The sequence below is a fragment of the Hymenobacter tenuis genome, assembly GCF_054780495.1.
Genome location: NZ_BAAGWF010000004.1, coordinates 1,192,666 through 1,206,760 on the forward strand (window position 1 = coordinate 1,192,666; position 14,095 = coordinate 1,206,760).

At 56.7% G+C, this 14,095-nt stretch carries 10 protein-coding genes; 4 read left to right on the top strand and 6 right to left on the bottom strand.

Features of this window, described 5'->3' with window-relative positions:
- Window positions 1–10: 10 nt before the first annotated feature.
- On the top strand, window positions 11–1,369 hold the full coding sequence (locus ACYVGU_RS18660; RefSeq protein WP_460614157.1) for a RagB/SusD family nutrient uptake outer membrane protein: 1,359 nt from the start codon (window positions 11–13) through the stop codon (window positions 1,367–1,369).
- A 105-nt stretch (window positions 1,370–1,474) separates the two neighbouring features.
- Here the strand turns inward: ACYVGU_RS18660 and ACYVGU_RS18665 are convergent, their stop codons facing one another.
- A complete protein-coding gene (locus ACYVGU_RS18665) occupies window positions 1,475–1,954 on the bottom strand; it encodes a hypothetical protein (RefSeq protein WP_460614158.1) in 480 nt (159 codons plus the stop codon).
- Window positions 1,955–2,124: 170 nt separating this feature from the next.
- Here ACYVGU_RS18665 and ACYVGU_RS18670 point away from each other — a divergent pair, with 170 nt between their 5' ends.
- Entirely contained in the window at window positions 2,125–2,385 is a 261-nt protein-coding gene (locus ACYVGU_RS18670; protein WP_460614159.1) for a hypothetical protein, read from the top strand.
- A gap of 44 nt (window positions 2,386–2,429) precedes the next feature.
- Here the strand turns inward: ACYVGU_RS18670 and ACYVGU_RS18675 are convergent, their stop codons facing one another.
- Complete coding sequence (locus ACYVGU_RS18675; protein WP_460623290.1) at window positions 2,430–4,367, bottom strand: CocE/NonD family hydrolase; 1,938 nt, start codon at window positions 4,365–4,367, stop codon at window positions 2,430–2,432.
- Between the two features lie 222 nt (window positions 4,368–4,589).
- Between ACYVGU_RS18675 and ACYVGU_RS18680 the strand changes: the two genes are divergently transcribed.
- Complete coding sequence (locus ACYVGU_RS18680; protein ID WP_460623291.1) at window positions 4,590–7,187, top strand: M14 family metallopeptidase; 2,598 nt, start codon at window positions 4,590–4,592, stop codon at window positions 7,185–7,187.
- Between the two features lie 68 nt (window positions 7,188–7,255).
- Here the strand turns inward: ACYVGU_RS18680 and ACYVGU_RS18685 are convergent, their stop codons facing one another.
- From ACYVGU_RS18685 to ACYVGU_RS18695, 3 genes are all read right to left on the bottom strand, one after another.
- Window positions 7,256–7,606: a hypothetical protein gene (locus ACYVGU_RS18685; RefSeq protein WP_460623292.1), complete on the bottom strand. Its 351-nt coding sequence runs from the start codon at window positions 7,604–7,606 to the stop codon at window positions 7,256–7,258.
- Window positions 7,607–7,788: 182 nt separating this feature from the next.
- On the bottom strand, window positions 7,789–9,021 hold the full coding sequence (locus ACYVGU_RS18690; RefSeq protein ID WP_460623293.1) for an S-adenosylmethionine:tRNA ribosyltransferase-isomerase: 1,233 nt from the start codon (window positions 9,019–9,021) through the stop codon (window positions 7,789–7,791).
- Between the two features lie 54 nt (window positions 9,022–9,075).
- Complete coding sequence (locus ACYVGU_RS18695) at window positions 9,076–9,849, bottom strand: class I SAM-dependent methyltransferase (RefSeq protein WP_460623294.1); 774 nt, start codon at window positions 9,847–9,849, stop codon at window positions 9,076–9,078.
- Window positions 9,850–10,076: 227 nt separating this feature from the next.
- Here ACYVGU_RS18695 and ACYVGU_RS18700 point away from each other — a divergent pair, with 227 nt between their 5' ends.
- Window positions 10,077–10,676 carry a hypothetical protein gene (locus ACYVGU_RS18700; RefSeq protein ID WP_460623295.1) on the top strand — a complete coding sequence of 200 codons (600 nt, stop codon included), beginning with the start codon at window positions 10,077–10,079 and terminating at the stop codon, window positions 10,674–10,676.
- Window positions 10,677–11,527: 851 nt separating this feature from the next.
- Here ACYVGU_RS18700 and priA read toward each other — a convergent pair.
- A complete protein-coding gene (priA, locus tag ACYVGU_RS18705; protein ID WP_460623296.1) occupies window positions 11,528–14,074 on the bottom strand; it encodes a primosomal protein N' in 2,547 nt (848 codons plus the stop codon).
- Between the last annotated feature and the right edge of the window lie 21 nt (window positions 14,075–14,095).

Genomic DNA, 14,095 nt, shown 5'->3' on the forward strand with positions numbered 1-14,095 from the left:
TCAACGTCATATGAAATATCTAATTCGTACTCTGACGGCCGCTGCCTTGCTAGGCATTGCGCCGCTCACTAGCTGCAATGATCAGCTGGATATTGACCCTCGCAACACCGTATTAACTGGTAATGCCCTCCAGACCTCTGCCGATGTTGAGGCCGCTATGGTAGGTGTGTATGATGCTCTCGGCAGCCAAACCCTCTATGGCGGGCAGTTGCAGTTTATGGGGGAGATGCTGGCTGATGATGGCGATATAGCTTTTGTAGGTACTTACAATGAACCAAACGAAGCCTATAGAAAAGCTATTCTGAGGAATAACGCGTTTGTATCGCAATCCTGGCTGGCTGGCTACCGCACCATCAATACCGCTAACAGCGTGTTGGCTGCCATTGAGAAGGTAAGCGAAGCCAAGCGCGGCCGCATCCAGGGCGAAGCGCTGTTTGTGCGTGGCCTGGTTTATTTTGATTTGGTGCGCTACTACGCCAAGGCTTGGAATGACGGCAACCCCCAAACAAACCCTGGGGTACCGCTGGTGCTCACGCCTACTTCCACTCTCGACGCCAGCGCCCAGATAGCCCGTAACTCAGTGGCAGAAGTGTATGCGCAGGTGCTGAAGGATCTGGAGCAGGCGCGTACTTTACTACCTAACAGCAACGGTGTGTTTGCTTCCAAAAATGCTGCTTCGGCCATCCTATCAAGGGTGTACTTGCAGCAAGGACGCTACGCTGATGCGGCCACAGCGGCCACGGAAGTTATTGCTTCCGGCCGGTATCGTCTGGATGAGTCGGTGGAAGCCGTGTTCACCAATACCAGCGCTTCGCCGGAAATCATCTTTGCCTTGCAGGTATCAAACCAGGATGGTAGCAATGATCTGAATACGTATTTCTCAGAGCAAAGCCGCGCCGACGTGGAGGTACAGGACCAGCACCTCGACCGCTACGATGCCAACGATACGCGCCTGGACCTATTCGGGAGTTCCGGTGGCACCAACTACCTGCTCAAGTATGACGATCCGTATGCTAACGTCGTCCTTATTCGACTGGCAGAAATGTACCTGACCCGCGCTGAGGCACGGTTCCGGACGGGCGATGCGCCAGGCGCACTTGCCGACCTCAACCTGATCAGAACCCGTTCGGGCTTGGCTCCTCTAACGGCGGCTCAGCTCACGCTGCCAGCTATTCTAGCAGAGCGTCGGCTGGAACTCGCCTTTGAAGGCTTCCGCCTACATGATGCGAAGCGCAACCAAGAGGCCGTAATTAATACAGCTCCTAACGTGGACGTAAATCTGGCCTGGAACTCTCCGCGCCTGATATTCCCGATTCCGCAGCGCGAAATTGACGTGAACCCTAAACTGGTTCAAAACGAAGGCTACTAACTTCAAGTGCGAAGAATACCTAGTAAAACAGAAGAGCCCCTGCGCACTGCGCAGGGGCTCTTCTGTTTTACTAGGTATTGAAAGCGGTTAAACCTTCGGGGAAGGCTAGTCTTCGTCGTCTTCCTCGGTCAGGTGGCTGAAGTCGAGGTTGGGGGCGAGCTTGAGGGCTTCCCGGATGACGTCATCCATCAGGGGCTGCGAGTCGGCGTCGAGGGCGCGCTCGAAGAGGTTGAGGAGCAGCTCGCCTTCCTCGTTCACGTAGAGGTTTGTATAGAGCTTCTCGAAGACGTTGGCTTCCTTGGTGATGGTGGCATCAATGGCACTTACAGAGGGCGCACGCAGGGCTCGGTGCAGCACATCCAGCACCCGGCGGCTTTCTTCTAAGTCGCCGAGGTCAGAAAGCAGCTTCATGAGGGCCAGCGCCACCCCCAGGCGCACGCGCTCAAAGCGGTAAGCTATGTCCTGCGGGGCCGCTTGCTCAAACGTACGATACGCCGCCAGCGTGGTGGGGTGGAGGTATTGAGCCGCATCGGCTTCATTGGCAAACGCTACCTGAAGCAGCCGCTGGTAGGGAGAAACAAGCATAGAAGGCAGAAAAAATAGGTCGGCTTAAACCGGAGCCTACAAAATATAGTTGGGCTTGTATGTAACCCGATGCTGCAAAGGTACGATTGTGTATTTTGACGGGGACGCAAGCCCCCTGCCGCATCAACTACGTATACTGGCTCTCTCACTTCCAACTTCCCTACACACCCATGACGCACAAAGAAAAATGGTTGGCATTTGCTCCCGCCGGACTGGTAGTAGTTGGGCTGGGCACTTGCTTGGTTCAATGGGCCTCTGATAAAAAGCGCAATGGACACTCAACCTCCGAATGGGTATCAGCCGGTACGGCAGCATTGGTAGTGCTCAATGCGGGCTTAAGCCTGTTTGGGCGCGGCGTGGCAGAAAGTGTACTGTATCAGCTCAAGGAAAAACCCGACGAAATGGACTACGACAACATTGGCCGGCTGTAAGTAATAAGAGAGGCTGAACTGCACGGTTCAGCCTCTCTTTTTGCCTAGAGAACCTTCACGGTAAGCTGCGAAGGATGCTGGGGAGAGTGATATAGCCGGTGCGTGACCGCCTGGAAATCTTTTTCGTCAGCCTCAAAAATGTTGGGTACGAACGTTTGCGGGTTCCGGTCCACGAGCGGAAACCAGCTGCTTTGCACCTGCACCATGAGGCGGTGCCCTTTCCGGAACGTGTGGCACAGGTCCTGTACCGTGAATGGTACGGCCGTTACCTGATCTGGCACAAAGGCCTCGGGCTTCGAGAAGCTGTTGCGGAAGCGGCCGCGCATTACCTCTGAGCGCACCATTTGCTGGTAACCGCCCAACTTCACCGCCGGGTTGGTGCGCGGATTGTTGGGCGTATCGTCAGGATACACGTCAATGATTTTCACTACCCAGTCGGCATCGGTGCCGGTAGTAGCCACTTGCAACAGGGCCTGAATGGGACCGGCCAGCGTCAGGTCTTCGGTGAGTACCTCCGTCTGGTAGGTCAGTACATCGGGGCGGCGGCCGGCAAAGCGCTGGTCGTCGGTCATGTACTCGCGGGTCATGCCGGTGGCGGTGGCTTCGGTAAACGGTACGGGGTGTGCTGGGTCGCTGAGGTACTGATCATAGGCCGGCCCATCCGTGGGCTGCTCGAATCCGATTTTGCCGTTGGCCTGGAAATAGAGCGTGCGGTCCTGGGCTTGCTTGGGCGGCCAGGTATCAAAGGTGCGCCAGCGGTTGGTGCCACTTTCAAACACCGTAGCCTCGGGCGTTGCGGCGGGCTTACCTTCCTTCAGATACGACCGGAAAAACGGCGCTTCAATTTCCTTTTGATAGTAGAGCGAAGGCGATTCGCCGTAGGCCACGTTGCCTACCATTTCGCCGGTTCCGCGGGCCCAACCGCCGTGCACCCAAGGGCCCATTACGAGGCCGTTGCGCATGCCAGGGTTTTGTTTTTCAATGCTGGCGTAGGTGTTCAAAGCGCCAAACAGATTTTCGGCATCGTTGAAGCCTCCAACGGTCAGCACGGCGGTGCCTTTGTTTAATTTTCTGAGGTGCGGACGCAGGTTGCGGGCCTGCCAGAACTCGTCGTAGTTGGGGTGGCGGGCCATTTCGTTCCAGAAGGCCACCTTGCCTTGGTAATATTTGGCATCAGCATTTTTCAGGGGGGCCATCTTCAGGAAGAAGTCGTAGCCATCGGGTGTGCCGTGCTTGAAGCTAGGGTTGCCCGTGGGCGTGGGCTGGGGCCGCGCCAGACCAAAGGAGGCCAGGAAGTTGAATGCGTGAGGCAGGAAGAACGCCCCGTTATGATGAAAATCGTCCCAGAACCAGTCGGCAATTGGCGCCTGTGGCGAAGAAGCCTTCAGCGCCGGATGACGACTCAGCAACCCCGTAGTTGTGTAATAGCCGGGGTAGCTGATGCCCCACTGGCCTACGCGGCCGTTGTTTTTGGGTCCTTTTTTCAGGAGCCACTCAATGGTGTCGTAGGTGTCAGTGCCTTCGTCGATATCGTTCTTGCCTTGGTGGGTGTCCTTTTCCGGGCGCACATCTACAAACTCACCCTCCGACATGTAGCGCCCGCGCACATCCTGATACGCAAAAATGTAGCCCTCATGCATCATAAGGCTACTAGGCCCCAGGTTGAGCTTATACTTGCCTGGGCCGTACGGGCCCACCGAGTAGGGGGTTCGGTTCAGCAGGATGGGGTAGCGAATTTTGTCGGCATCCTTGGGCGCATACACTATGGTGTAGAGCTTCACGCCGTCGCGCATCGGAATCTGGTATTCCGTTTTGGCGTAGTGCTGCTGAATGTAGGCTGTATCGGCCAGCACAATAGCGAGCTGGGCTTTCTCCGCTTCAGAAGCCAGCGGATAAGAAGCCGGAGTTTGGGCCTGTGCCGCCGTAAGGCTAGTCAGCAGCAGTGCCGCCAGGGCAGCAACGTAGGGAAAGGGTTTGGGCATAGGAGAGGGGTAGGGGAAGGATGCTTCTAATGTAGCTTATATTCAGTAACCTATATGCCCGCAATGCTACTAGGCCCGGAAGTGGCGCAAAGTGCTCAGCAGAGGCTCCGGATGTAGAGTAGCAGAAGGTTTTGCTGTTTTATAGCGGTCCAATGGTTCTTTCTGCTTTCTTTGGTCTTCACTTGTTCTCTGCGGGCCAACGCCTGCGCAACCTGCCTTTCCGTGCTATACTCTCGTCTCCGGGCTGTCTTCCTACTGCTGTTGCTAGTGTGGGCGCCCCGTGTTTTTGCCCAGGCCCCGGCCACCACGGCGGCCGGTCCGTTGCTTACGCCCCGCCAGTTTTTGGGCTATGAGCTGGGTACCCGCTTCACGCCCCATGCCGAGTTGCTTCGCTACGTGGAGCACGTAGTGCAGCACAGCCCCGGCCGCATGCAGCTCCAGCGCTACGGCAAAACCTACGAAAACCGCCCCCTGGAACTGGTGTACGTGGCCTCGGCTGATAACTTCACCCGCCTGGATGACATTCGCCGCAACAACCTACGCCTAGCCGGGCTGGAAACAGGAGCCGTGCAACGCCAGCAGCCCGCCGTGGTATGGCTGAGCTATAATGTGCACGGCAACGAGGCCGTATCGTCTGAGGCCGTGATGCAGGTGCTCTATGATTTGGCTAACCCCCAGAACGAGCAAATGCAGACGTGGCTCCAGAACCTAGTGGTAATTGTGGACCCCTGCGTGAACCCCGATGGGCGCGACCGGTATGCCCAGTGGTACAACCGCGTGGCCAGCCAGCAGTCTAATGCCTCGCCTCTGAGCTGGGAGCATCACGAGCCCTGGCCCGGTGGCCGCTACAACCACTACTATTTCGATCTGAACCGCGACTGGGCTTGGCAAACGCAGAAAGAAAGCCGCCAGCGCATTGAGGTGTACAACCAGTGGCTACCGCAGGTACACGCCGATTTTCATGAAATGGGGCCCAATAATCCCTATTACTTCTCGCCGGCGGCCAAACCCTTCCACGCCGACCTCACGGAGTGGCAGCGCAAATTCCAAAACATCATTGGCGACTACAACCGCAAGGTGTTCGACAAAAACAACTGGCTCTACTTCACCCGCGAAACCTACGACCTGTTTGCTCCTTTTTACGGCGACACGTGGCCTTCTTTCAACGGGGCCATTGGCATGACCTACGAGCAAGGCGGCGGCGGACCAGCAGGCATCAGCTACGTGAAAACCGACGGCGATACGCTCACGCTCACGCAGCGCATTGAGCACCACCATGCCACCAGCTTGGCTACTATTCAGGCCGCCGCCGACCGCCACGATGAGCTGATTCGAGAGTTCCAGAAGTTCTATACCGATGCCCGCACCAAGCCCCGCGGCGAGTACAAATCGTACGTGCTGGCTGGCTCCTCCGATCCCGGTCAGATGCTGGCACTTACCGAGTACCTCGACCGCCAACAGATCAGCTACGGGTATGCCACTAAGCGCAGCAAGCTGAAGGGCTATAACTACGCGTCGGGCAAAACCGAGAATGTACAGGTAGAGCCGCGCGACGTGGTAATCAGTATGTTTCAGCCGAAATCTACCCTAGTAAAAGTGCTGTTCGAGCCCCAGTCTCAGCTAGAAGACTCGCTCACTTATGACCTTACGGCGTGGTCGTTGCCGTATGCCTTCGGACTGCAGGGCTACGCCTTGCGCAACCAGCTGGCCGTTACTACGGCCGCGCCGCCTGTAGCTACGGTGGTGGGGCAAAACAATCAGCCCGTGACCAGCCCGGCCCAATTGGCCGCCGACCGGCCCTATGCTTACTTGGCGCGCTGGAATAGCCTGCAGGACATACGCTTCCTGAGCCGACTGCTACAGCAGGGCGTGAAGCTGCGGGTGGCAGCTGAGCCCTTCGAAACGGAAGGCCAGCAGTATCAGCGCGGCACGCTCATCATTCCGCGCACTGGCAACGAGCGGCTGGGCGCCCGCTTCGATCAGCTGGTGCAGGCCCAGGCCGATTCATCAGGGGTGCGGGTGCGCGCCGTGCAATCAGGCCTTTCTACCACCGGCGGCGACCTGGGCTCCAGCTCCGTTCGGCCCCTGAAACAAGTGAACGTGGCTATTCTGGCCGGCCCGGGTATTGATGCCACGGCGTTTGGCGAGGTGTGGCATTTCTTTGAGCAGCAGGTTGGCTATCCCGTTTCCGTTCTTGGTACTGACTACTTTAATACGGTGCCGCTCAGTAAGTTTGATGTACTGATTCTGCCCGACGGGAATTACGACAATGTGCTTTCGGAGCGCGGCCTGGAAAACGTGAAAACGTGGGTGCGCGGCGGGGGCCGACTCATTGCCTTGGAAGGTGCCTCGCGCTTTTTGGCGGGTAAAAAGGACTTCCTTCTGAAAACCAAGCCCTCCGACTCGGCGGCTACTGCCAAAAAGGCCAACCCCTATGCCGCCCTGCGCCGCTATGCCGATGCGGAGCGCGAACAGATTGGCGAACGGGTGCAGGGCAGCGTGTACCGCGTGCAGCTCGACAATACGCATCCACTAGCCTTCGGCTACGGCTCAACCTACTTTGCTTTGCTCCGCGATACGCCCAACTACCAGTTTCTGCCCCAGGGCGGCTGGAATGTAGGCGTTCTGAAGAAAAACAGCTACGCTTCCGGTTTCACGGGGCGCAAGGCGCAGCGGGCGCTTACCGACAGTTTCGTGCTCGGAACGCAGAGCCTAGGTCGGGGGCAGGTGGTGTATCTCGGCGATAATCCGCTGTTCAGGGCGTTCTGGCAGGGTGGAAAACTGCTGTTTGGCAATGCCGTGTTCATGGTTGGGCAATAGGCAGGCCCTAGTACATAAAAAAGCCCCGCTGACTAAGTCAGCGGGGCTTTTTTATGAAGAGCAATAGATTAATCTACTACGTCCTCAGTCTTGTTTTTCACGGCTTTAGCACCTTTTTTCACGGCGTGGCCGGTCTTTCTGGCGCCTTTCTTCACTACCGTGCCGGTTTTGCGAGCCCCACGGCCTACCGCGCTGCCCGTTTTCTTACCAGCCTCTTTTACGTCTTCTTTGGTGTTATAAGCCTTCTCGCCAGCTTCCGTACGGCCGGTGCGGGCTTCTACTTTCGTGGTGCCGTTGTCGCGGGTAGTAATGGTGGTTTTAGCACCAGTAGTAGAGTCGCGGACGGTGGTTTTTTCGCCTTGGGCGAAAGCAGCCGTCGACAGAGCAACAGCTGCGGTAAGCATCAATATCTTTTTCATGTGGAGAGTCAGATTTGGTAAAGAATCTGAGCCTTATACGGAGTGGCGAAATTAGGGATAACAATGCAGGGGAAAATTGCCAACGTCTAAACCGTAAAACACTGATCAGAGGCTAGTAAACTTCCTCGAAAAAGTGTCTGTGTGAAGATATATAAGCCTTTTGAGTGGGTTGCTGCTCTGCACTAGGGTAACAGCAACGATGAATCGCCGTAGCTCAGGAAGCGGTAGTTGTTTGCCAGCGCATGGTCGTATACGCGGCGCCAGTCGGGGCCAATAAGCGCGGCTACCAGCAGCAGCAAGGTGCTTTCAGGCTGATGAAAATTGGTAATAAGTCCGCTGATTAGCCGGAAGCGGTAGCCTGGCGCAATTAGCAGTTGCGTGGTCGCGTGTAATGAATCGGCACCGCTAGCTTCCAGGTGCTGCAAAAGAGCCGTCAGAGCTGCTGCTGCCGGCACATCAGGCTGCTCTTCATAGGGTTGCCACTGGGTTACGTGCCACTGGGGGCTAGCGGCAGGCTGCTGCACCAGCCGGGCGCCCAGCCAATATAGACTTTCCAGAGTACGCAGGCTGGTAGTGCCAACCGGAATGATGGGCTGGGGCAGATGCGCCAGCAAAGTGCGCAGCGTGGCTGCCGTAATGCTGATTGGCTCGCCGTGCATAGGGTGGCCATCCATGCGCTCGGCCTTTACGGGCTGAAAAGTGCCCGCACCCACGTGCAGTGTTACCCGCGCCGATGGAATCTGGCGGGCACTAAGCTCTGCTAGCACGGCATCAGAAAAGTGCAGACCGGCAGTGGGCGCTGCTACAGCGCCTTCGTGAGCCGCATACACCGTTTGGTACCGGATGGCATCCACATCAGTATCGGCGCGGTTGAGGTAGGGCGGCAGGGGCAAATGCCCAGCACCGCGTAGTACTTCGGCAAACGGTAGGGTACTAGGTTCCCAACTGAACTGAACCAGCGCGTAGCCCTCGCCTTGCTCTACCCGCTCCGCTGATAATGTGGCAGGCTGCCCTAGGTCTTCAAACTCCAGCGTAACCGGGCCTTCTTTCCAGCGGCGGCCATTGCCCACCAAACACTTCCAGACGCAACTGCCCGTTTGCTGCATGGCCGGTTCAATGGCACGGTGTGGAGCCACGGGTTCCAAGCAAAATAGCTCTACCATGCCACCAGTAGGCCGCTTAGCAAACAGCCGCGCCCGCACCACTTTGGTATCGTTAAAGACCAGTAGGCTACTAGGGGGCAGCAGGCCGGGCAACTCCTGAAAGTGCCGGTCCGTTAGCTCGCCGCTGCGGTACACCAGCAGCTTGGAGCTGTCCCGGTCGGGAAGGGGCTCCGGGGCGATGCGCTCGGCCGGCAGCTGATACGTGAAGTCGTGAATGGAAAGCTGGCGCGGATCAGGGGTAAGAGCAGACATAGCCGCAAAGGTAGCGCGCCAAGCAACGTTGCGCCGACTAAAATGCGGCAGCTATTAGCGCTGAAAAAACAGCAAATGCTGCTGTGGCAGCGTCTCCACTGAGTCGGTGAGGCGCAACCCTATGGCGGCCATTTCGCGGCGGGCTTGCGCAATGCTCATCTTATGAATGCGTTTGATGGGCACCTTGGGATCTTCAGCGCGATATTCTACTAGGGCAACCCGGCCCGTAGGGGTAAGTGAGTTGCGAATTTCCCGCATCATTTCCCGTGGGTGGTCAAACTCATGGTACGCATCTACCAGCAGCACCAGGTCAACACCATTGGCTGGCAGGTTGGGGCTTTGGGTGGTACCACGCACGGGCACCACATTATTGGCCTTCAGCTTCTCCTTGGTTTCGCGGAGGGCCGTAAGCATTTCAGGCTGAATATCAACGGCTAGTACCCGGCCCTGCGGCACCAAGGGGCTGATGCGGAATGTGAAGAACCCCGTGCCCGCACCAATATCGGCCACTACATCCGTTGGTTTCAGCTTCAGTTCGCGCAGCAAAATGTCGGTGCCTTCTTCCTGCTGCCGGTCAGAGCGCTCCAGCCAGCTTGAGCCCTCATGCCCCATCACGTGCGCAATCTGGCGGCCCAGGTAGTACTTGCTGATGCCATTTGGGTCCTGCGGCGCCCGCTTCTCATAGCCGCTGGTATCGGGCTGCGCGGAGCGGCGGGTTTCGGCCAGCTGAACGGTGGTGCTTTCGGTGAGAGGCTGCGTGCAGGCCAAAGGCCAGAGCAGGAAACCGGCCGCACTAAGCCGCCGCAAGTATTTTGGGAGAAGGGACATGTGCACAGGTACAAATAAACAGCGAACCACTAACATACATAGTGGCTTAACCGTTCAGCTGAACTATTGGGGCTTTAAAATTGCCGCCGCCATAGTCATGAAAGTCAGCGCGCTACGTGCTTGATTTAACCTAAGGAAAATAGAATAAATTATGTTTTCTATTTCTGTTTTATAATTTGGCCCGTATAAACCCGATTTTAAACTATTCACCCTAATTCCTTTCGCTCATGAAGCACCTATCCGGACTCTTGAACAAGCTGACGGCCGTAGCCGCTGTAGCCGTAGCCCTGACCAGCTGCAACCGCGCCGAGTATGCTATGTTGCCCAAAACTTCATCGGCCTACCATGGTACCCAGCGGGGTGTTATTGTGAAGCCAGCGCCAGCTACGGCTGTCGTTACTCCCAAGGTAGCAGCTCCTGCCGTTGCAGAGGTTGAAGCGCCCGTTGTGGCTACGCCAACTGCACCAGTTGCCGCTGAGAATCCTGTAGTAGCCTCAGCTCCGGCAGCCGCGCCCAAAGTGGCCGCTCCAGCAGAAGCAGTGCGCCCCGAGGCTAAGAAAGCATTTAGTGGCGTGAAGCTGAACGCAGTGCAGAAAGCTGCGCTTGCCAAAATTGATAAGAAAGCCGACAAGATTGCCGCCAAGCTGACCAAAAAGGACACGGCTTCGGCCAACGCCATCAGCAGCAACCTGAAGCTTGGTATTATTCTGGTGCTTATCGGCGCCCTGATTACGATTCTGCCCGGCGGCATTTTTGACCTCCTCGGTAGCATCGTGGCCATCATCGGTATCGTGTTCATCATTCTGGCCCTGCTGGACATGGCGTAAGCCACCCATAAACTCAGTTTGTAAAAAGCCCCGGCTACTCTGGTAGTCGGGGTTTTTTGTTCGGCAAATATTGCTGTGCTTAGCGTCCGTTATATCTAATCAAGTTTACAGGTTACCCATAATGTTCAAGTCAGGATTACAATTGTGGATTGGGATAGTACTAGGGCTAGCGGGGTGCCAAACCACCCGTGTATCTGCTACTTTACCCGCAGTGCGGGAATATAACGAGGTTGTAAGCCGCACTTCCACCTCCAGTTTTGAGGCAACTCAAGCTCCACCACTTGCTACGCTGGTGGCAGCAAATCTTCCGGACCTGGCTTCGACTAGCCCCGATAGAATACTTCGGAGTGGAGAGCCGCAAGTGATTGACGTGGCAAAATGGCACCCTAGGTCATCGGATGAGCTAAAGGCGCCCGGAGGGAGTGCGTCACCGCACGTGTCAGCCGTGCCTGATACCCTCAAAATGCCCCCAACATTGCCGCAGACAGTGCAGGAGATAAGCCCGAAGCCCGACCGAAATACGACTATTGTAAACCTATTTGGAGCGGTCATCACGGCTCTCGGGCTAGGAGCGATTATTACGAATGCTTCTATGACCGCAACCGGATGGGGTGGACTTACGCTGTTGGGAGGTGTTTGGCTTGGTATTATATTGAGTATTGTCGGGATAGCCCTACTGTTCTTTCAGGGCAAGAATGGGCGGTGGCGGCGCTTACGTGAGGCGCGAAAACGAACGTAATCGTAGGGTATTCACGACTACTGGGCCGGCTTGAGGCAACCTGAGAGCCTAGTAACTTTCAAGCAGACATCGAGTTTTACTGTGCCTGCTGCGGAAAGTAACTTCAAACTCCTTACATCGGGTCTACATCGGCGGCAATGCGCACCTGCTTGAACTCCTTCTGGTCCCGAACGATGTCGATGGCAGCTTGAATATCGGCTTTGGCAGCGCGCAGCACAGTGTGTTCGCGGCTGAGCTTGATGGTGATTTCCTGCAGATAGAAATTCCGGATACGGAAGATATACGGCGCCTCGGGGCCTAGTACTGCCTCGCGCCCTAGGCGGTCAACCAGCTCCTGTGTGAGCAAAATGGCAGCCCGCTCACCGGCTGTAACATCCATGTGCTTTACCGTGAGCCGGATAATACGCATAAAGGGCGGGTAGCCATGCTCGCGCCGTTGCAAAATCTCGTATTCATAAAACTCCAGGTAGTCGTTGCGGATTACCTTATCGAAGATAACCTGTTCCGGGTCGCCGGTCTGGATGATAACGCGGCCTTTTTTGCCTTTCCGGCCCGCGCGCCCGCTCACCTGCACAAACATCTGGAACGCCCGCTCGTGCGCCCGGAAATCGGGGTAATGAATAATACTGTCGGCGTTGATGATGCCTACCAGGCTCACATTGGCAAAGTCGAGGCCCTTGGTTACCATTTGGGTACCTACCAACACGTTAGTCGTCTGCTTCTCAAAGTCGGAAATGATCTGCTGATACGAGTTTTTGGCCCGGGTTGTGTCGAGGTCCATGCGCTGCACATTGGCCTGGGGCAGCATCACCTTGAGGTCGTCTTCCAGCTTTTCGGTGCCGAAGCCCACCGTCTTAACGTTGCGCGAGCCGCAGGCGGGGCACTGCACAGGCATCCGCTCGTGGTAGCCGCAGTAGTGGCAGCGCAGCTCGTGGGCGTGCTTGTGGTAGCTTAGGCTCACGGCGCAACTCTTGCACTTCGGTATCCAGCCGCAGTCGAGGCAATTAATGAACGGAGCGTAGCCACGACGATTCTGAAACAGAATAACCTGCTCCTTCATGGCCAGCTTCGTCTCCATTTCCGTCATCAACTCCGGCGTGAAATGGTTGTGCATGGTTTTCTGCTCCCGGCTTTTGCGGGTATCCACCAGCACAATTTCCGGCAGGCCAGCTTCGCCAAAGCGCTTGGTCAGAGATACTAAGCCATAACGGCCGGCGCGGGCCTGGTAATATGTCTCAACGGCAGGCGTAGCCGAGCCCAGCAGCGTTTTAGAGCCCTGGAAGTTGGCCATCATTAGGGCAACCTCACGGGCATTGTAGCGCGGAGCCGGGTCGTACTGCTTGTAGCTCGACTCGTGCTCTTCGTCGACGATCGTGAGGGCTAGGTTGTCGAAGGGCAGGAAGATGGACGAGCGCACGCCAATCACTACCTGAAAACGACCCGAGAGCACGCCGTTCCAGACTTCTACCCGCTCGTTATCGGAAAACTTGGAATGGTACACGCCCAGGCGCGAGCCGAATACCCGCATCAGGCGCGTTACAATTTGGGCCGTCAGGGCAATTTCGGGTAGCAGGTACAACACCTGTCCGCCACCGTCCAGGGCCTGCTTGATCAGCTCAATATAGATTTCGGTTTTGCCAGCGCCCGTCACGCCGTGCAGCAGCACAATGTCTTTCTCCTGAAACTGCCGCATGATGTCGTCGCGGGCTTCCTGCTGGGCTTCACTCAGGGTGAAGTGCATCTTGGCCTCGGCGTCGTCTTCATCCAGCGGAAAGCGCGACACAATGGTATCGAACTGCTCGAGCACGCCGTTTTTGATGAGCGTGTTCACGGCGGAAGGGGAAAGGTGCGGTGCGCTGGTAAGGGCGGCTTTCTCCAGGCCCTTGTGGTTGGCATGCTCACTCTGGTACACCGGCACCCGCTGCAGGTAGCGCATAAGCACATCCAGCTGCTTCGAGCGCGAAGCCAGTTGCGCAAACAGCTGCTCCAGCGCCGCTTCGGCTACGTAATGATGGGCTAGGCGCACCTTCTTCACCACTTTGGGCGAGTACTTATCCTGCAGGTGCTCGAAAAGGAACACTACGTCTTTCTGCATCAAAGACTTGATGTACTTATGGAACGACGCAATGCCAAGCAGTTCGCCTACCTCCGTAAAGGTCATGGACTTTCCTTCCTCGCCAGTGCTCAGGGCATCTACTACCTTCTGTTCCTGCTCAGATAGGGGGTAGGGATTGGTTTCAGGCTCGAAGGCGGGGTGGAGCTGTACGCGGCTTTCGGAGCTAAGTTTGAGCGCTGAGGGTAGGGCCGCATTGATAACTTCGCCTAGGGTGCAGAGGTAGTAATCGGCCATCCAGCGAAACAGCTTCAGCTGGGGCTGCGTCACGACGGGGGCGTCGTCGATAAACTCGAGGATGTATTTGGCCTGATACAGCGCCGGGGGCGTTTCGTGCACGGCCGCCACAATGCAGCTCAGCGTTTTCTTGGCCCCGAACTGCACAATCACGCGGCCGCCTACCACCACCTGGTCGTTCAGCTCGAACGGAACGCGGTAGGTGTATAGCTTAGGCAGCGGAAGCGGCAGAATCACATCGGCAAACAGCGTAACGCGGTCGGCAGCGGGTTCTGGCTGGGGCTGAACAAAATCAAACGTGAGGCTCAAAGGAAATCAGACTGGAAGCGG

Coding starts and splice junctions, on each gene's coding strand:
- ACYVGU_RS18660 (WP_460614157.1), top strand. CDS start 11: ATGAAATATCTAATTCGTACTCTGACGGCCGCTGCCTTGCTAGGCATT.
- ACYVGU_RS18665 (WP_460614158.1), bottom strand. CDS start 1,954: ATGCTTGTTTCTCCCTACCAGCGGCTGCTTCAGGTAGCGTTTGCCAAT.
- ACYVGU_RS18670 (WP_460614159.1), top strand. CDS start 2,125: ATGACGCACAAAGAAAAATGGTTGGCATTTGCTCCCGCCGGACTGGTA.
- ACYVGU_RS18675 (WP_460623290.1), bottom strand. CDS start 4,367: ATGCCCAAACCCTTTCCCTACGTTGCTGCCCTGGCGGCACTGCTGCTG.
- ACYVGU_RS18685 (WP_460623292.1), bottom strand. CDS start 7,606: ATGAAAAAGATATTGATGCTTACCGCAGCTGTTGCTCTGTCGACGGCT.
- ACYVGU_RS18690 (WP_460623293.1), bottom strand. CDS start 9,021: ATGTCTGCTCTTACCCCTGATCCGCGCCAGCTTTCCATTCACGACTTC.
- ACYVGU_RS18695 (WP_460623294.1), bottom strand. CDS start 9,849: ATGTCCCTTCTCCCAAAATACTTGCGGCGGCTTAGTGCGGCCGGTTTC.
- ACYVGU_RS18700 (WP_460623295.1), top strand. CDS start 10,077: ATGAAGCACCTATCCGGACTCTTGAACAAGCTGACGGCCGTAGCCGCT.